This window comes from Microbulbifer pacificus (genome assembly GCF_002959965.1).
Taxonomy (GTDB): domain Bacteria; phylum Pseudomonadota; class Gammaproteobacteria; order Pseudomonadales; family Cellvibrionaceae; genus Microbulbifer; species Microbulbifer pacificus_A.
Window position 1 is genome coordinate 1,136,048 of the sequence record NZ_PREV01000027.1, and the last position, 17,794, is coordinate 1,153,841.

Consider the following 17,794-nt stretch of genomic DNA (forward strand, 5'->3'; position numbering starts at 1 on the left):
AAGCCCGGTAATGTGACTAAAACAGGTCCGCTGGTAACCAGTCCACGACTGCCTTCGCTGCTAGACTGACAGACGCTTTTCAGTAGTGCCTCAGCTAAACAGCACCACATGGAACCATCGACAATAAACGGACTTAAGACCAATAACGTCCCAAAATAACGATTCTGGAACTTCCACTAGAGAACGCGCGATGTTGAAAAATATCCCTTGGGCCACCGTTATCAAACGGGGCCTGACAGCACTATTTGTCCTCTTATTCCTAGCCGCGGCATCTGCCTGGCTCTGGCTGCGTCAGAGTCTTCCGCTGCTCGACGGTGAGCTGGTTACCGGTTTGCTGGAGGAGCCGGTAACCATCACCCGTGATGCACAAGGTATTCCCTTTATTACCGCGGAAGATCGCAATGACAGCGCGTTTGCTCTGGGTTTCCTGCACGCCCAGGAGCGCTTCTTTCAGATGGACCTGCTGCGCCGCAATTCCGCTGGCGAGCTGTCCGAACTGGTAGGTGACGCCGCCCTCTCTCACGACAGGGAAATCCGGATTCATCAGTTTCGCGCCCGCGCCGAGCGAAATATCGCCACCATGCCGACAGAGCAACAAAAGGTGCTTGAGCACTATGCCGCTGGCGTCAACTACGGACTGGCGCAGCTGGGCGCTGCTCCCTGGGAGTACGCCCTGCTCCGCGCGGAGCCAAGCCCATGGGTTCCCGCGGACAGCCTGCTGACTATTTTCAGCATGTATCTGACCTTGCAAAGCAATACCGGAGACTTCGAACTGCGGGACAATGCCCTGGCGGACCTGCTCCCGGGCGACCTGTATACGTTCTTCGTACCCAAAGGAGGGATCTGGGACGCACCACTGATCGGTGATGCCCGAGGCCCGCTGTCACTGCCGGAGACCGATATCGCGGCTCTGGTTCAGAACGATGAGCCGATGGCACGGCAGAAGATGGAAAGCGAAGACATGATCTTCGGCAGCAATAACTGGGTCGTCGGTGGTGCGCTCACCGAGCACGGTGCGGCGATCGTGGCCGACGATATGCATCTTGCCATCACCGTGCCCAACATCTGGTTTCGTGCAGGCTGGAATGTGCCCGGCACGGATTTCGTCATGCGCGGGGCGACCTTACCTGGCGGCCCTATCATCGTTGCCGGCAGTAACACCAAAGTAGCTTGGGGTTTCACCAACACCACAGCGGACTGGGGTGACCTGATTCCGCTGGAGATGTCTGATGACGGCAAACAATATCGTACGCCCGACGGCTGGCAGGATTTTGACATTGCCGAAGAGGAAATCGCAGTTAAGGGCAAGGAGCCCGTCAGATTAGCGGTCCGCAAAACCATTTGGGGGCCCGTAGTGACTGAGAATCACGCGGGTACCCCCCTCGCCTATCGCTGGGTCGCCCACGATACTCGAGGTGCCAATATGAATATCCTTCGCCTGGAAACCGTGTCCAGCACACGCGAGGCCATGAATCTGGCTCCGGAGCTGGGTCTGCCGCATCAGAATTTTGTGATCGGTGATAGCGACGGGAATATTGGCTGGACTGTAGCGGGCCCCATTCCCCGTCGCGTGGGGCTCGACGGCAGCCGCTCCGTAAGCTGGGCGGACGGCACCGCCTATTGGGATGGTTATCTGCCTCTGGAAGAACAGCCACATGTCTACAATCCACCTTCCCACCGGATTTGGACCGCAAACTCCCGCACGATGGACGGCAAATATCTCAGTGTCATGGGTGACGGTGGCTACGCCCTCGGTGCGCGCCAGCAACAGATCCGCGATGACCTGTTCGCGCGCGAACACTTTAGCGAGCGCGACCTTCTGGATATCCAGCTGGACGATCGCGCGGTATTCCTTGAACGCTGGCAGGAGCAGTTGAGCACACTGCTTTCCACGGTTGATGGTTATGATGAGGTGCGTGCTCAGGTGGATAACTGGGGTGGCCGTGCCAGCGCGGACTCTGTCGGTTATCGCATCGTGCGCAACTTCCGCCTGCGCTTTATTGACCTCGCCACTGCACCGGTACTGACGTTCATGCAGCGCCACGATCCAGGCTTCGACTTCGGGCGGGTCAACCGCCAGGTAGAGTACCCGGCTTGGGAAATGCTCGCCAACGAGCCCGCCCACCTGTTGAACCCGGAATTCGAGTCGTGGACGGCACTGAAGCTGGCGGCTCTGGACGAGGTCTTGGCCGATATGGCAAAAGACGGACTCCCGTTTGCCCAACAGACCTGGGGGGTAGAGAATTCCGCGAAAATCCAGCATCCGCTCGGCCGTGTTGTGACGGCGGTTAACTGGCTAACGGCTATGCCGGCAGACCACCTTCCCGGTGACTCCCACATGCCTCGCTTCCAGTCTTCCACCAATGGTGCGTCGGAGCGTATGGTGGTTGCACCTGGTCACGAGGAACAAGGGATCTTCCATATGGCCACCGGCCAAAGCGCCCACCCGCTATCACCCTTTTTTGGCAATGGTCATGACGACTGGGTTCAGGGTGCACCTTCGCCGCTGAAGAAGCAGGAGACCCGCTATACGCTGATATTGCACTAATTCTGGGGTTCAAAATTAAAGAAAAAGGCGCATTGAGATGCGCCTTTTTTCTTTTTGCCATATTGCTTCCCGCCCCTCGCAGGCATGTACATTCGGGGTGCGGCACGCGATCTCGCCAGTGCCACTACTACCCGCCCGAATAGGATTGTCCGTCAAAAATAGAGAGTATAAACATATAACCTATCGATTAAATCGATATTTTTTAGCAAGTATTTGCGATTTTTAATCTAATCTATGGTTGGTTTAATGTCTCCATCGGGTAAACAACAACCCATTGGAGACACCGAAATGACTGTACAAACCAGAAAACTTCTCAAAATCCAGACCAGCCTGTTTCAGAACGACGGGCAGTCTTCGCAGCTGGCCAACGAGTTCGCTGACAACTGGCTCGCTGCAAATCCTGGTGGCGAAGTCGTGTCGCGCAATCTGGCAACCAACCCCGTACCACATCTCGATTTGTCGCGTTTCCAGGCTCTCAATAGTGACCCCGCGGAGCGCACACAGGAACAGCAGGCAGTGGTAGATTTTTCCGACGCACTGATTCAGGAAATCCGCGCCGCAGACACATTGGTTTTCGGCATCCCCATGTACAACTTCAGTGTGCCGTCCAGTCTGCATGCCTATTTTGATCATATTGCACGTGCTGGCGTGACGTTCCGCTATACGGAAAATGGCCCCGAAGGTCTGCTTACCGGTAAGCGCGCCTATGTAGTCATTACCCGCGGAGGTCTGTACGGAGAGGATCATGCGCAGACCAGCTTTATCCGCCAATTTCTGGGCTTCATCGGAATTACGGAAGTGGAGTTCGTTCATGCCGAAGGGTTGGCGCTGAGTGAAGAGTCCAGAAACACTGCGCTGGACACGGCCCGGGAACGCCTCGCGCAACTGGCCTGATTCAGGCCGCTGACATTTTCATACCACGTGCTTGGGGTGACTGCGGTCACCCTTTTTTGTGCCTGTTTCTTTCGATCCCGGTATCAGCCGATACCGTTGTCTTATAGAAGCTCACGCGGTTTCGTCGAGAATCGCGAACGAGAGAAAGGAGGTAAAAAGTCCTAGCCCGAGAACGAATGGCAGTAGTGGAAAGCAGATCATCAGCAAGGATGAGCCGATCCAGATGTTCTTCACCCAGTTGCGTTTGACCTTGTAGTTGCGGGAATAGCGGCGTAAATGGCTGTCGTCTTCATTGGGCAGCGCGATTTCGCTTTCTCTGGGCAGAAAGCTACGCACCAGAAGTGTGCAATAGAAACGAAGCAGCATCCAAAACATAGAACCACCACTGACAAACAACTCCTTCAGTATAGTTAGGGGTTCGCCAGTGGTCGGTCTGTTGCAGTCGAAAGATACTTCTTGCGTCTGATTGGAGAATGAATGGCGGGTTACTGATACCAGCCCAAACTCTCGCGTAAAGTGACGACGCCGCCAATGATGGTCAGCGCCGGCGCCTCCACCTTGTGGGTCTCGGCCAGTTCAGGCAGCGTACTGATGGTACCGACAATCACCCTCTGCTCCCGGGTGGTGCCCTTTTCTACCAGCGCCGCCGGCGTATCCGCATCCATGCCATGGGCGATCAGCTTTTCAGAAATGGTGGGCAGACCGGTGAGGCCCATATAGAACACCAGGGTCTGGTTCTTGGTGATCAGTTCATTCCACGGCAGCACCAGATCCCCCTCTTTCAGATGGCCGGTGATAAAACGCACGGATTGCGCATGATCCCGGTGGGTCAGAGGAATCCCTGAATAGGCAGAGCAGCCGATGGCAGCGGTGATACCCGGCACCACCTGGAATGGCACACCGGCTTCCGCCAGCTTGTCGATCTCCTCGCCGCCGCGCCCGAACACAAACGGATCGCCACCCTTCAGGCGCAATACTTTCTTGCCCTCCTTTGCGAGATCCACCAGTAACTGATTGATGTCATCCTGGGGCACCGAATGGAACTGCTTCATTTTGCCGACGTAGATACGCTCGGCATCGCGGCGTACCAGCTCCAGCACCTCCGTGGAAACCAGTCTGTCGTAGAGCACCACATCCGCCTGCTGCATCAGACGCAGGGCGCGGAACGTCAGCAGATCCGGATCGCCGGGACCTCCTCCCACCAGATAGACTTCGCCGCTCGGCGCAGGCTTATCCTGCCAGCGCTGCAATTCCTCGAGCACCGCCCGCTCCGCTTCCGCCTTGTGCCCCCGCTCCATTTGCCCCACCACCGGCCCGTTGAACACCCAGTGCCAGAAATCCTTGCGCTGGGCTTCAGGTAATGCCGCTTTGACCTTGTCGCGCAGACGGCCAGACAGTTCGGCGATCAGGCCGAGACCGGGCGAGAGAAGTGTTTCAATCTGGGCCCGCAGCATACGGGTGAGTACGGGGGCGGAACCGCCGCTGGAAATGCCGATGGCCACCGGGCCGCGCTCGACAATGGAGGGAAAGGTAAAGGTGCAGAGATCCGGGGAGTCCACCACATTCACCGGCAGGCGCCGGTTGCGGGCATCGATGGAGACCTGTGCATTGACCTCGCTATCGGCAGTGGCGGCAACCACCATTTCAACACTGTCCAGAAGTTCACTGCGATAGCGGCCAACGATGTATTCACCACTGCTCGCCAGCACCAGCTGGCGCAGCTCGTCGGTAATTTCCGGAGCCACCACCAGCAGGCGGGCCTCCGCTTTGTTGAGCAAACGCGCTTTGCGCGTGGCGATGGAACCGCCCCCTACGATAAGACAGGGGCGGTTTTTCAAATCAAAAGCGAGAGGCAGGTAACGCAAGGTCTTGTTCCATACTGCTTAGCCGATCTTGGTTGCACCCCGCATATAGGGGCGCAGTACTTCCGGCACCTCGATACTACCATCGGCCTGTTGGTAGTTTTCCAGCACCGCGATCAGCGTACGGCCCACTGCCAGCCCGGATCCATTCAGGGTGTGCAGCAGTTCCGGCTTGCCCGTTTCCGGGTTGCGCCAGCGGGCCTTCATACGCCGGGCCTGGAAGTCGCCCATCAGCGAGCAGGAGGAAATTTCCCGGTACTTGTCCTGGGACGGAATCCATACTTCCAGGTCATAGGTTTTGGTTGCACCGAAACCCATATCGCCACCACACAGCACCACGGTGCGGTATGGCAGATTCAGTTTCTGCAGAACGTTTTCCGCGTGACTGGTGAGCTGTTCGAGCGCGTCCATGGAATGTTCCGGGTGGGCAAACCACACCAGCTCGACTTTTTCGAACTGGTGCTGGCGGATCATACCGCGGGTATCGCGCCCGTGTGAGCCGGCCTCGGAGCGAAAACAGTTGGTGTGGCTGACAAATTTCTGCGGCAGCGATGCAGCATCGATGATCTCGTCGCGGTACAGGTTTGTCAGGGGCACTTCTGCCGTGGGGATGAGGTAGAAACCACGCTCGTCCTCCAGTTTGAACAGATCCTCGGCGAACTTGGGCAGCTGCGAGGTACCGTACAGGGAATCGCTATTGACTATGACCGGCACATTGGCTTCTTGATAGCCGTGCTCTTCTACATGCAGATCTAGCATGAACTGTGCCAAGGCGCGGTGCAGCCTGGCCACCTGGCCGGTCATCACTGCGAAGCGTGAGCCGGTAATCTTGCTCGCTACTTCGAAATCCAGCCCCTTGAGGCGCGCACCGAGGTCGACATGGTCGCGCACTTCAAAATCAAAACTGCGCGGCGTGCCCCACTGGCGCACTTCCACGTTGTCATTCTCGTCCTTGCCTTCCGGCACGGATTCGTGCGGCAGATTGGGGATGGCGAGGAGCATATCGTCGAGTTGCTCCTGCAGGCTCGTCAGCGCGTCTTTGGCCTCGCTCAGCTGACCACCCAGGGACTCGACCTCTTTCAACAGTGGCGCAATGTCCTCACCACTGGCCTTGGCGCGGCCGATGTTCTTGGATTTGCTGTTGCGCTCGTTTTGCAGTGCTTCGGTGCGCACTTGCAGTTCCTTGCGCTGCTCCTCGAGCTGCTCCAGCTTTGCCTTGTCCAGTTGCACACCGCGCTTGGCCAGCGCCGCCGCGACGTCGTCGAGTTGGGTACGAATCAGTTTGGGATCGAGCATGGTGATTAGATTACCGCGTTACAGATATTTCATTCCCAGCGAGATGGTGGCTGCGGTGGCTGCCAGGCACGCCAGGAGGCTGACCGCAACATAGGCCAGCGCCGTTAAAGGCTGGCCATTGTGCCACAACAGCACGGTTTCCAGCGAGAAGGTAGAAAAGGTGGTGAGCGCGCCGAACAGGCCAGTCATGATCAGCAGGCGCCACTCGTGGCCGAGCATGCCGCGCTCGACGATGGCCACGTAGGCGATGCCGATCAGCAGTGAGCCAACCAGGTTGACGATAAACGTCCCGAGGGGAAGCCGGTTTTCAAACACAGGGAAGCTCCAGATAGCTACCAGGTGGCGAAGCAGCGCCCCGATGGCGCCCCCCAGCGCAATTGCGATCCACTGCATGGGATGCTCCTTTATTACTTTTCCCACTATTGTGTGTCCCGCGCACGGGCTTTCCCGGCGCCGGCGAGCGGTGATTCTAGCGTCTTTTATTTGGGTGACGATATTTTGCCCGCGAACGCCGGTTTACATCCTTAGCGCTTTTTCGGGTCCGCTGCGGGCGCTGCTGTATAGCGTTGAAAAGGGCTCGCCGCATTCAGCGCCCGCAGGCGCTGCAGTTTTTCCTCGATTTTGAGCTCCAGACCACGATTGACCGGATGGTAGTAACGGCGTCCGGCAATGGCCTCCGGGAAATAGTTTTCCCCCGCCGCAAACGCGTCGGGCTCGTCGTGGGCGTAACGGTATTCCGCACCGTGTGCCATCTCTTTCGCGAGCTTGGTGGGCGCGTTGCGCAGATGGATCGGCACTTCATAACTGGGCTCGCGGCGAATATCCGCAAGCACCCGTTTGTAGGCGCTGTACACCGCGTTACTTTTGGCCGCGATTGCGAGATAAACCACCGCCAGGGCGATCGCCAACTCCCCTTCCGGGCTGCCCAGGCGCTCCTGCACATCCCAGGCGTTCAGTGCAATTTCCAGCGCGCGAGGGTCTGCATTGCCAATGTCCTCGCTGGCCATACGCACCACACGGCGGGCCACATACAGCGGGTCGCAGCCACCATCGATCATACGCGCAAACCAGTAGAGCGCCGCATCCGGATCTGAACCGCGGACGGACTTGTGCAGCGCGGAAATCTGGTCGTAAAAGTAGTCGCCCCCTTTGTCGAAGCGCCGTACATCGGCGGCCAGTACTTCAGCGAGAACGTCGTCGTCGACAATCTGACGCCCACCCTCCTCCCGGGACAGATCGCAGGCGATCTCCAGGAGATTGAGCGCACTGCGGGCGTCGCCATCGGCACTCAGCGTGATGCGCTCAAGCACCTCTGGTGTCATCTGGATATTGCGTGCGCGCAGCTCTTCATCTTCCGTCAGCGCCCGCTGCAGAAGACCAGCCAGCTCTTCCTGTCCCAGACTGCGCAACAGGTAAACCCGGCAGCGGGACAGAAGGGCGTTATTCAGCTCGAATGAGGGGTTTTCCGTGGTGGCACCCACGAATGTCACCGTGCCCTCTTCCACGTAAGGCAGGAAGGCATCCTGCTGCGCCTTGTTAAAGCGGTGGACCTCGTCGACAAACAGGATGGTGCCGCGCCCAAATTGCGCCGCGTGCTGCTCCGCCTCAGCTACCGCCTGACGGATTTCCTTTACACCTGCCAGTACTGCAGAAAGCGTGGCAAAGCGAACGTCGCACTCCTGCGCGAGCAACCGTGCAAAGGTGGTTTTGCCTACGCCGGGTGGTCCCCACAACACCATGGAATGCAGCTGGCCGCGCTCCACCGCCTCGCGTAGCGGTTTACCGGGACCCAATAAATGCGTCTGGCCCACATAGTGGGCCAGAGAGTGCGGTCGCATACGCGCGGCCAGAGGCTGGTGCCTGGGTGGCGCCTGGAAAAGATCATTCATCGCGGATGATGTCGGTACCCTTGGGTGGTTTGAAATTGAACAGCGCGGAAGACAGCTTTGGATTGGCCTGCATACCATTGAATTGGATGTCGGTGGTCTGGCCCATGCCGTCACGTACGGTCATGGCCGACGGCAGCCCCCTGTTGTCAAAGCGGATCACCATAGACTTGAACGGCGCGGAGGCGTTCTTCGGCGTCAGGTAATAGGCCCCCTTCTTGTTCTCCACACTGAAGGATCCGCGGATGTCCTCCACCTTGCCTCCGAGCAGCAATGCCGGGGTGGCCTTCATGCGATTGTCCACCGGACGCACGGTGACCTGCTCGAGATCCGGGTCGTACAGCCACAGCTTCTCGTTGTTGGTCACCAGCAATTGGGAAAAGGGCTCGCCAGTCTGCCAGCGCAGCTTGCCGGGGCGCTGCACGGAGAAATTGCCACTGCTCTTCTGCAGGGTTTTGCCTTTCTGGTCCTTCAGGGTCTGGCGGAATCCGCCGGAGATGGAGCCCAGGGGCTGCAGCAGACGGCTCAGTTCCTCACTGGCGTCGGCGCTCGCACCAGCTGTGCCGAAGCTGAACCCCAGTGCGATAAGGAGAATGCAAAATGTGCGTTTCATAAGTGCCTTCCAGATTTGCTGATCCAGTCCCTAAAGCCTAGTCGGCGACAAGTGAACCCGGACTGAACCACGGAAAATCTACTGCGCGTGCGCCTGGCGCCACCATCAGCCACCCGCTACGATTTTCTTGAAAATCGAGTGGCGATCAGGGCGCCGGCACCAGTACTTCGCGGTTGCCGTTGGGTTGCTGGGCGGAGACCACTCCGGCCGCCTCCATCGCCTCAATCATGCGCGCGGCGCGATTGTAGCCGATGCGCAGCTGGCGCTGCACGGAAGAAATGGACGCCTTGCGGGATTTGGCCACAAACGCGACCGCCTCGTCATAAAGCGCATCCGCTTCCGGGTCATCCTCACCGCCTTCCGTTGCCATCCCCGGTACCGGAATACTGTTGTTGGAGTCATCCACGATACCGTCGATGTATTCCGGCGCGCTACGGCGGCACCAGTCCGCGACAACCTGGTGCACTTCATGGTCATCCACGAAGGCACCGTGCACCCTTATGGGGAGCGCCGTACCCGGCGGCAGATATAGCATGTCGCCGTGCCCGAGCAGCTGCTCGGCACCGCCCTGGTCCAGAATGGTGCGCGAATCAATTTTGGAGGAAACCTGGAACGCCATACGTGTGGGCACGTTGGCCTTGATCAGGCCGGTAATTACATCCACGGACGGGCGCTGGGTAGCCAATAGCAGGTGGATGCCCGCGGCACGCGCCTTCTGCGCGATACGGGCGATCAACTGCTCCACCTTCTTGCCGACAATCATCATCATGTCGGCAAATTCATCGATCACCACAACGATGGCAGGCAGAGGCTTCAGATGCGGCGCGGTCTGCTCCGCCTCCGGCACACTGGACATGGGGTCCGGCTGCCAGGTTGGGTCGACCAGTGGTTCGCCGGCGGCATTGGCTTCCTTAACCTTGCGGTTGAAGCCCGCCAGGTTGCGCACTCCCATCGCCGCCATCAACTTGTAGCGGCGCTCCATCTCCCCAACACACCAGCGCAGGCCATTGGCCGCATCGTTCATATCAGTGATGACCGGGGTGAGCAGATGGGGAATTCCCTCGTACACCGAGAGCTCGAGCATTTTCGGGTCCACCAGAATCAGACGGACCTCATCCGGGGTGGATTTGTACAGCAGGCTCAGCAGCATCACATTGATGCCTACGGATTTGCCGGAGCCGGTGGTACCGGCCACCAGCAGGTGGGGCATCTTGGCCAGATCCGCTACCACCGGCTGTCCGGCAATATCGTGCCCCAACGCCAGCGTCAGCGCGGAGCCGGCTTTTTCGTAGGCCTCTGAACCGAGGACTTCGGACAGGCGCACCATCTGCCGGTTTTCATTGGGGATCTCGATGCCCACCACCGATTTACCCGGAATCACCTCCACGACACGCACACTGATCACTGCCAGGGAGCGCGCCAGGTCTTTGGCAAGATTGGTGATGCGGCTGACCTTTACGCCTGCCGCTGGCTGGATCTCAAAGCGGGTTACCACCGGCCCCGGCAGCACGGAAACCACCTCCGCCACCACGCCGAAGTCTTTCAGCTTCAGCTCCAGTAAGCGCGAAAGCGCCTCCAGCGCCTCGCGGCTGAAGCCGGCCTTTTTATTCGTCTCGGGGGCATCTAGCAGGGACAGAGGCGGCAGCTCGCCGGTCACCGGTCCCTTGAACAGCTCCCCCTGCTTCTCCTTTACTGCCCGTGGGCTCTGTTTGGGCGGAGGCGCCACAGGTGCGATCTGGGGTGGTTGTCGCTTGGCGGTGCGTTGTTTCTCTTCCTCAAAAACCGCCTTGCGTACCAGCACGGCTTCTCGCGCTACCCGCTGCTCTTCGCGGTCTTTGCGCGCGCGCGCCATCCGCTGGCCGAGCCAGCTGAAAACAAACAGCACACTGCGACCAATGTCCTCGAACAGTTTCAGCCAGGACATCCCGGTGAACACCGTCACCCCGATGGCAAACATAGCCAGTAACAGAATGGTGGCCCCAACATAGCCAAGCCCGGTTTCCATAAAATCGGATATCGCGGCTCCAACAATCCCACCATTGGAAAACGGTAGTGGCTGATCGGACTGGGTAAAACAGAGAGTGGCTAGCGCAGCGCCGGCCACCAGTAGCAACAGCAAGCCGCCAACCCGCAACGCAAAAAGAGGGCCGTGGAAACGGGCGTTCTTATCCCGCAGGATCCGGTAGGCCCGCCATCCGATTAGAATCGGGAACAGATACGCCATCCACCCAAGCAGCGACAGGCATACATCTGCGAGCCAGGCGCCGGTTGGCCCGATGGCATTGTCGATATTTCCTCCATTGCCGGTGTGGGACCAGCCCGGATCCTGCGGGCTGTAACTCAGTAGGCTGATTCCCACAAGCAGCGCACCCGCGAGCAGTGTTATCAGCGCCCCCTCCCGCAGGATACGCGCTACCAGTGTTTCGGGAATGGCTGCACCGGATTCTGTTTCGCTTTCAGCCTTCAATGGCTTACCTCGACGTCTATTTTATGAGCGAGTGCCAAATGACCCGCCTTTATTCAGGGTAAAGCGGCGCGACTGGCGCCAGGTACCGGGAGTTTACTGCGGTCTCGCCACAAGTGCGTCGACACAGCAGCAGTTTTTTGGTTTCCAGCCGATGAGTTGGTCCCGGTTCGATTACCGCTCTGTGTACTACAGCCTCTGCCCGATTGCTACCGCATGCAAAGATGACAAGTTACTTTAGGTTATTAAATTTTTATATATATCAAATGGTTATGATTGTTTATTGATGTACTCTTAATGTTCTTTTGAGGATTCATGCGCCATGTCTTATCTATGTTCAGGTCTATGTTCAGACGGCACAGAAACGCCATCAGGCCATCAGGCCATCAGGCCATCAGGCCATCATTTGAACAGTCTATAAAGGTCCGCAATCATATAAATAAGGCCAAACTATTTGGTTCGCCGAGTCGCCTCACCTATCATTGCCGACAATTTTTGCCGGTCGCTGGTGATGCAGTAGCCTGTCGCGTGCGTATCTTGTTTTTATCAAGAATGGCTCGATATTGGTGAATGGGGCGAGGCCAACTTGGCAGGTCGAGTTGCTTCCATCACTGCCGATATCGCAACCCGCGATCGCGGGACGGGCGCTGGCACCAGTGACACCACGAATAAATTTCCAACCTTGAAGTATTGAGAGTTCCCTCATGAGCAATCATCACCGACTGATCATCCTGGGCTCCGGCCCCGCCGGCTACACTGCCGCCATTTACGCGGCCCGCGCCAACCTGAACCCGGTTGTCATTACCGGCATGCAGCAGGGTGGCCAGCTCACCACTACCACCGAAGTGGAAAACTGGCCGGGCGGCGTACACGACCTTCAGGGCCCGGATCTGATGGTGCAGATGCAGCAGCACGCAGAGCGTTTCGACACCAACATCATCTTCGATCATATCCACGAGGTGGATCTGAAGCAGCGCCCCTTTACTCTCAAGGGCAATGAGACCTACACCTGCGACGCACTGATTATTGCCACCGGTGCTTCTGCCCAGTATTTGGGTCTGCCTTCCGAGCAGACCTTCCAGGGCCGCGGCGTCAGCGCCTGCGCCACCTGCGACGGCTTCTTCTATCGCGACCAAAAGGTTGTCGTTGTAGGCGGTGGCAATACGGCGGTAGAAGAAGCGCTGTATCTGTCCAACATCGCTGCGGAAGTCACACTGGTGCACCGCCGCGACGAGCTGCGCTCGGAGAAAATCCTGCAGGACCGCCTGATGGAGAAGGCGAAGAATGGCAACATCAAACTGTGCTGGCACCATACCCTTGAGGAAGTTCTGGGTGATGACGCGGGTGTAACCGGAGTTCGCCTGAAAAACGTGCAGGATGGCTCCACCAAGGAGCTGGAAGTGTCCGGCGTATTCATCGCCATCGGGCACAAGCCAAACACCGATATCTTCGCAGGCCAGCTGGAAATGAATGGGGGATACATCGTGGTGGAAAGCGGCCTTAACGGCAACGCCACCCAGACCTCAGTTCCCGGGGTATTTGCCGCCGGTGACGTCTCCGACCATATTTATCGCCAGGCGGTCACCTCGGCCGGCACCGGCTGTATGGCCGCACTGGACGCCGAGCGCTACCTCGACGCGCAGTAAGAGGCGTAACGGGCTTCGGAGGGCGGCCTCAGGCCGCCCTTTTTGTCTATGGCGCCCCTTCTGGGGCATACCTTCTGGCGTATAGTTGCGAAGAGCCATTACACAGGGAGTCTCCGTGAGCCAGGCCGCCAACAGCATTACCCTGCTCGATCCGGATCTGATCGACTTTCCGGATACGGCCAACGCGCTCAAAGATCCCGACGGCCTTCTCGCGGTTGGTGGCGACCTGACTCCCGAGTGGCTGCTTGCCGCCTATCGCCGCGGTATTTTTCCCTGGTTCTCAGACGACCAGCCCATTCTCTGGTGGTCACCTTCTCCACGCTGTATCGTCCGCCCACAGGCACTGAGCTTGAGCCGTAGTCTGCGCAAGGTAATTCGCCAGGGACGCTACCAGGTAACGTTCGACCGCGCTTTCGAGGCAGTCATGGAAGGCTGCGCCGCGCCGCGCGCCAACCAGCCCGGTACCTGGATCACCGCTGACATGTGTGATGCCTACACGACCATGCATCGGCTTGGCCACGCGCACTCGGTGGAAACATGGCTCGACGGGAAGCTGGTAGGCGGGTTATACGGACTTGCCGTCGGTCGAATGTTTTATGGCGAATCCATGTTCCACCGGGCTACGGATGCCTCCAAAGTGGCCTTTGCGCACCTGGTGCGGCAACTGGCCGTTTGGGGCTGTGAACTGATCGACTGCCAGGTCAGTAACCCCCACTTGCTGAGTCTCGGCGCGGAAGAAATCTCCAGGACAGAGTTTGAAGAGGCTCTCAGGGTTGAAATCGAGAAACCCGGCTTCCCCGAACCCTGGCCGCCGACCCCCTCGCCAGGATTGTTTGACGGCACATGATCAAACGGTGATTACCTTTTCCCTGGCGGTTTGTGTTTTCTGTGACGGCAAATTACCCTCGGGTCTGAACAAGCTTTAGAAGCGGTAGGCCGGTGTGCACTGCTTCCAGGCTAATCCATACCCAGGTACACAAGGAGCGACCAGTGGGCTTTGTGCGCGGCCAGACCCGAATACAGGAACCCCGCAGGAAATGAGTCAGTATTCCCAGCTGGACTCTGTGCGCCTGCTCGCCACCCTCCCCCACCGCTGTGGCTACCTGGATGACCGTGAAGCCACGACGGTGTTTGTCGACCCACAGACACCCATAGATCAACGCCTTTACAGCCAGCTTTCCGAGTTGGGTTTTCGTCGTAGCGGCAACTATCTCTATCGTCCCCAGTGCACGAGCTGCCAGGCATGTATCCCCGCAAGGGTGCCGGTTGAGTTGTTTGTCCCCAACCGTACTCAGCGCCGTTGCTGGCGGCGCAATCGGGACCTGGATGTGTTCCACCGCCATGACATTGACACTGAGGAGCACTACACCCTGTATGCGCGGTACATCGAAGAGCGCCATGCCGACGGTGAAATGTATCCCCCTTCAAAAGATCAGTTTCGCAGCTTTCTCAACAACGCCTGGGGTACCACCCGCTACCTGGAATTCCGCGCGCGCGGGAAACTGCTGGCCACGGCAGTTACCGATGTGCTGGGCGGTGGGGTCTCCGCCATCTACACTTTTTACGATCCCGCTGAGGTTAAACGCGGCCTCGGCAGCTATTCAATTCTGTACCAGATTGAATGGGCTCGCCGCCTGGGCTTGCCCAGCCTCTATCTCGGCTATTGGATAGCCGAGTGCCAGAAAATGGCCTACAAAAGGCAATTCCAACCGCTGGAGATCCTCCAGGGGGGGCGCTGGACCTTGCAGTCAGGCGGTTCCGGCCCCTGAAACCCGATTTCTCCGCGTTCGTTTTCCCTTTTCCGTCGACCTCGTGGTTTCACTTGGCCTGCTGCCACTTTTCGTGCAAAATGCACGCCCGTCGTACCGCCGGGCTCCACTTTGCGAGCCATAATCAACAGGCGGAATAGCAAGTACACATTAATCAAAGGTTCCTGCCGTATGGCAAAAGACGATTACATTGAAATGGAAGGCGAGGTGATCGACACCCTTCCCAACACCACATTTCGAGTAAAACTGGAAAATGGACATGTGGTAATCGCACACATTTCCGGCAAGATGCGCAAAAACTACATCCGTATCCTGACTGGAGACAAGGTCAAGGTAGAGCTCACACCCTACGACCTGAGTAAAGGCCGCATCACCTATCGCGCCCGCTGAATACTGATCCGGTTTGCGCCGAAACTAGCGAAGCGCAGTTACCCGGACACTAAAAAAGCCACCTTGACGGTGGCTTTTTTAGTGGCGTCGAATCCGCTGTGGTCAATGCAGGGCCGGTACAGCCGTTGTGATCTTCAGCTGGTCGTCTTCCACGGTGACCTCTACCTTGCCGCCCTCCTCTGAGAGCTCACCGAATAGCACGGCCTCAGCCAGAGGTTTACGCAGTTTTTCGCGAATAAGGCGCGCCATCGGGCGAGCCCCCATTTTTTCGTCGTAACCATGAATGGCGAGCCACTCACGCGCTTCGTTATCGATTTCCAGAGTAACTCTGGATTCGTCCAGTTGCGCCTGCAGTTCCACCACAAATTTATCCACCACGGTTTTGACCACATCCATACTCAGTGCGCTGAACTGAATGATACTGTCCAAACGGTTCCGGAACTCTGGAGTGAACATTTTCTTGATCTCTTCCAGTCCATCCGTTGTGTGGTCCTGATTGGCAAATCCGATGGAGCGACGGCTCATCAATTCGGCGCCAGCGTTGGTGGTCATGATCAGAATGACATTGCGGAAATCGGCTTTGCGACCGTTGTTGTCGGTCAGCGTACCGTGGTCCATCACCTGTAATAACAGGTTAAAGACTTCCGGGTGCGCCTTCTCAATCTCATCAAGCAGTACCACACTGTGCGGGTGCTTGGTGACCGCATCTGTCAGCAGCCCGCCCTGGTCAAAACCGACATACCCGGGAGGGGCGCCGATCAGACGGGACACGGTATGCCGCTCCATATACTCAGACATATCGAACCGAATCAGCTCGATCCCCATCACCTTAGCCAGCTGGCGACACAGCTCTGTTTTACCCACTCCCGTCGGCCCGGCAAACAGGAAAGAGCCTATAGGTTTCTCTTCCGCACCGAGTCCGGCACGGGACAGCTTTATGGAAGTGCTGAGCGCCTCGATAGCGATGTCCTGGCCGAACACCACCATTTTGAGATTGTCGTCCAGCTTCGCCAGAGCAGCCTTGTCGGAGGCGGAGACGCTCTTTGCAGGAATTCGGGCCATTTTTGCCACCACCTGCTCAATCTCGGTCACGGTGATAACATCCGTGCGTTTCGCCGCAGGTAGAAGCGCTTGATAGGCACCGGCCTCATCAATCACATCAATGGCCTTGTCTGGCAGGAAGCGCTCGGTAATGTGCCGATTCGCCAGCTGCGCGGCGGCCTCCAGTGCCGAGTCGGTAAAGCGCACCTTGTGATGATCTTCGAAGCAGGATTTAAGCCCCTGCAGTATCTGTACGGTCTCCTCCACGGAGGGTTCGTGAACATCAATTTTCTGAAAGCGCCGGGACAGCGCGCGATCCTTTTCAAATATTCCGCGGTACTCGTTGAATGTCGTGGAGCCGATACAGCGCATCTGGCCACTGGAGAGCAGCGGCTTCAACAGATTCGAGGCATCCATAACACCACCGGATGCCGCACCGGCACCGATGATGGTGTGAATTTCGTCAATGAACAACACCGCATGTTCGCGTTTTTTCAGTTCCGCCAGCAGCGCTTTGAAACGTTTTTCAAAGTCGCCCCGATATTTTGTACCCGCTAACAGCGAACCGAGATCCAGCGAGTAAATGGTGCTGTTCTGGAGCGGCTCCGGCACTTCACCGTCGACGATACGGCGGGCGAGACCTTCGGCGATGGCGGTTTTACCAACGCCGGATTCCCCCACCAGCAGGGGGTTGTTTTTGCGGCGGCGCGCCAGTACCTGGGTGACACGCTCGACTTCCTGAGAGCGACCAACGAGGGGGTCGATCCGGCCGAGAATCGCTTCCTGATTGAGATTGGTGGCGTAGCTTTCCAATGGGTCGGAACCGCCGGATTCCGAGGTTGCCCCAAGATCTTCATCCACCTGCTCGGGCGACGGGTCCGGGCTGTGGTGTGTATTGTTGCTTCCGGACGAACTGACACGGGAAATACCATGAGTGATGTAGTTCACCACGTCGATCCGGGCCACACTCTGCTGCTTGAGGTAGTAAACCGCCTGACTTTCCTGCTCGCAGAAAATGGCCACCAGGACATTGGCTCCTGTCACCTCTTTTTTTCCGGATGATTGCACGTGAAAGACCGCGCGCTGCAATACACGCTGAAACCCGAGTGTCGGCTGGGTTTCACGTTCCGTGTCGTTCTCCGGGATCAGTGGCGTTGTTGAGTCGACAAACTCCAACAGTTCACGGCGCAGGGCACTGAGGTCCGCGCCACAGGCGTGGAGAACATCCGCCGCGGATTCATTGTCCAGCAGCGCCAGCAAAAGGTGCTCTACCGTCATGAACTCATGGCGTTTTGCCCGCGCACCCTTAAACGCTAGATTGAGCGTTACCTCTAAATCCTTGCTGAGCATCTGAACCTCAAACCTTACTGGCCAATGTCGTCCGG

The 17,794-nt window shown here is 57.9% G+C and carries 14 protein-coding genes; 6 read left to right on the forward strand and 8 right to left on the reverse strand.

Annotated features, from left to right (window positions below):
• The first annotated feature begins 190 nt into the window (after positions 1-190).
• Positions 191-2,548 carry a penicillin acylase family protein gene (locus tag C3938_RS15545; RefSeq protein WP_105104136.1) on the forward strand — a complete coding sequence of 786 codons (2,358 nt, stop codon included), beginning with the start codon at positions 191-193 and terminating at the stop codon, positions 2,546-2,548.
• Between the two features lie 288 nt (positions 2,549-2,836).
• Positions 2,837-3,442 carry an FMN-dependent NADH-azoreductase gene (locus tag C3938_RS15550; RefSeq protein ID WP_105104137.1) on the forward strand — a complete coding sequence of 202 codons (606 nt, stop codon included), beginning with the start codon at positions 2,837-2,839 and terminating at the stop codon, positions 3,440-3,442.
• A gap of 111 nt (positions 3,443-3,553) precedes the next feature.
• Here C3938_RS15550 and C3938_RS15555 read toward each other — a convergent pair whose 3' ends face one another.
• The 7 genes from C3938_RS15555 to C3938_RS15585 all read right to left on the reverse strand — a co-directional run bounded on the left by C3938_RS15555 (position 3,554) and on the right by C3938_RS15585 (position 11,566).
• Entirely contained in the window at positions 3,554-3,817 is a 264-nt protein-coding gene (locus tag C3938_RS15555; RefSeq protein WP_105104138.1) for a hypothetical protein, read from the reverse strand.
• A gap of 110 nt (positions 3,818-3,927) precedes the next feature.
• Positions 3,928-5,307, reverse strand: a complete 1,380-nt coding sequence (cysG, locus tag C3938_RS15560) for a siroheme synthase CysG (RefSeq protein WP_105104139.1) — start codon at positions 5,305-5,307, stop codon at positions 3,928-3,930.
• An 18-nt stretch (positions 5,308-5,325) separates the two neighbouring features.
• A complete protein-coding gene (gene serS, locus C3938_RS15565; protein ID WP_105104140.1) occupies positions 5,326-6,600 on the reverse strand; it encodes a serine--tRNA ligase in 1,275 nt (424 codons plus the stop codon).
• A gap of 18 nt (positions 6,601-6,618) precedes the next feature.
• On the reverse strand, positions 6,619-6,993 hold the full coding sequence (gene crcB, locus C3938_RS15570) for a fluoride efflux transporter CrcB (RefSeq protein WP_105104141.1): 375 nt from the start codon (positions 6,991-6,993) through the stop codon (positions 6,619-6,621).
• A 131-nt stretch (positions 6,994-7,124) separates the two neighbouring features.
• A complete protein-coding gene (locus C3938_RS15575; protein ID WP_105104142.1) occupies positions 7,125-8,489 on the reverse strand; it encodes a replication-associated recombination protein A in 1,365 nt (454 codons plus the stop codon).
• Positions 8,482-9,099, reverse strand: a complete 618-nt coding sequence (lolA, locus tag C3938_RS15580) for an outer membrane lipoprotein chaperone LolA (protein ID WP_105104143.1) — start codon at positions 9,097-9,099, stop codon at positions 8,482-8,484. Before lolA ends, C3938_RS15575 begins: the two co-directional genes overlap by 8 nt.
• A 145-nt stretch (positions 9,100-9,244) precedes the next feature.
• A complete protein-coding gene (locus C3938_RS15585) occupies positions 9,245-11,566 on the reverse strand; it encodes a DNA translocase FtsK (protein ID WP_105104144.1) in 2,322 nt (773 codons plus the stop codon).
• Positions 11,567-12,267: 701 nt separating this feature from the next.
• Here C3938_RS15585 and trxB point away from each other — a divergent pair.
• The 4 genes from trxB (at position 12,268) to infA (ending at position 15,368) form a co-directional block, all read left to right on the forward strand.
• Entirely contained in the window at positions 12,268-13,209 is a 942-nt protein-coding gene (gene trxB / locus C3938_RS15590; protein ID WP_105104145.1) for a thioredoxin-disulfide reductase, read from the forward strand.
• Between the two features lie 115 nt (positions 13,210-13,324).
• Positions 13,325-14,056 carry a leucyl/phenylalanyl-tRNA--protein transferase gene (gene aat / locus C3938_RS15595; RefSeq protein ID WP_199775627.1) on the forward strand — a complete coding sequence of 244 codons (732 nt, stop codon included), beginning with the start codon at positions 13,325-13,327 and terminating at the stop codon, positions 14,054-14,056.
• Between the two features lie 190 nt (positions 14,057-14,246).
• A complete protein-coding gene (locus C3938_RS15600) occupies positions 14,247-14,978 on the forward strand; it encodes an arginyltransferase (RefSeq protein ID WP_105104146.1) in 732 nt (243 codons plus the stop codon).
• Positions 14,979-15,149: 171 nt separating this feature from the next.
• Positions 15,150-15,368 carry a translation initiation factor IF-1 gene (infA, locus tag C3938_RS15605; RefSeq protein WP_010130378.1) on the forward strand — a complete coding sequence of 73 codons (219 nt, stop codon included), beginning with the start codon at positions 15,150-15,152 and terminating at the stop codon, positions 15,366-15,368.
• A 102-nt stretch (positions 15,369-15,470) separates the two neighbouring features.
• Here infA and clpA read toward each other — a convergent pair whose 3' ends face one another.
• Entirely contained in the window at positions 15,471-17,759 is a 2,289-nt protein-coding gene (clpA, locus tag C3938_RS15610; protein ID WP_105104147.1) for an ATP-dependent Clp protease ATP-binding subunit ClpA, read from the reverse strand.
• Between the last annotated feature and the right edge of the window lie 35 nt (positions 17,760-17,794).

Bases quoted from the DNA above. Each gene is read 5' to 3' on its own strand.
- clpA (WP_105104147.1), bottom strand. From the start codon at position 17,759: ATGCTCAGCAAGGATTTAGAGGTAACGCTCAATCTAGCGTTTAAGGGT.
- crcB (WP_105104141.1), bottom strand. From the start codon at position 6,993: ATGCAGTGGATCGCAATTGCGCTGGGGGGCGCCATCGGGGCGCTGCTT.
- C3938_RS15550 (WP_105104137.1), top strand. From the start codon at position 2,837: ATGACTGTACAAACCAGAAAACTTCTCAAAATCCAGACCAGCCTGTTT.
- trxB (WP_105104145.1), top strand. From the start codon at position 12,268: ATGAGCAATCATCACCGACTGATCATCCTGGGCTCCGGCCCCGCCGGC.
- C3938_RS15575 (WP_105104142.1), bottom strand. From the start codon at position 8,489: ATGAATGATCTTTTCCAGGCGCCACCCAGGCACCAGCCTCTGGCCGCG.
- C3938_RS15555 (WP_105104138.1), bottom strand. From the start codon at position 3,817: ATGTTTTGGATGCTGCTTCGTTTCTATTGCACACTTCTGGTGCGTAGC.
- infA (WP_010130378.1), top strand. From the start codon at position 15,150: ATGGCAAAAGACGATTACATTGAAATGGAAGGCGAGGTGATCGACACC.
- lolA (WP_105104143.1), bottom strand. From the start codon at position 9,099: ATGAAACGCACATTTTGCATTCTCCTTATCGCACTGGGGTTCAGCTTC.
- C3938_RS15600 (WP_105104146.1), top strand. From the start codon at position 14,247: ATGAGTCAGTATTCCCAGCTGGACTCTGTGCGCCTGCTCGCCACCCTC.
- serS (WP_105104140.1), bottom strand. From the start codon at position 6,600: ATGCTCGATCCCAAACTGATTCGTACCCAACTCGACGACGTCGCGGCG.
- C3938_RS15545 (WP_105104136.1), top strand. From the start codon at position 191: ATGTTGAAAAATATCCCTTGGGCCACCGTTATCAAACGGGGCCTGACA.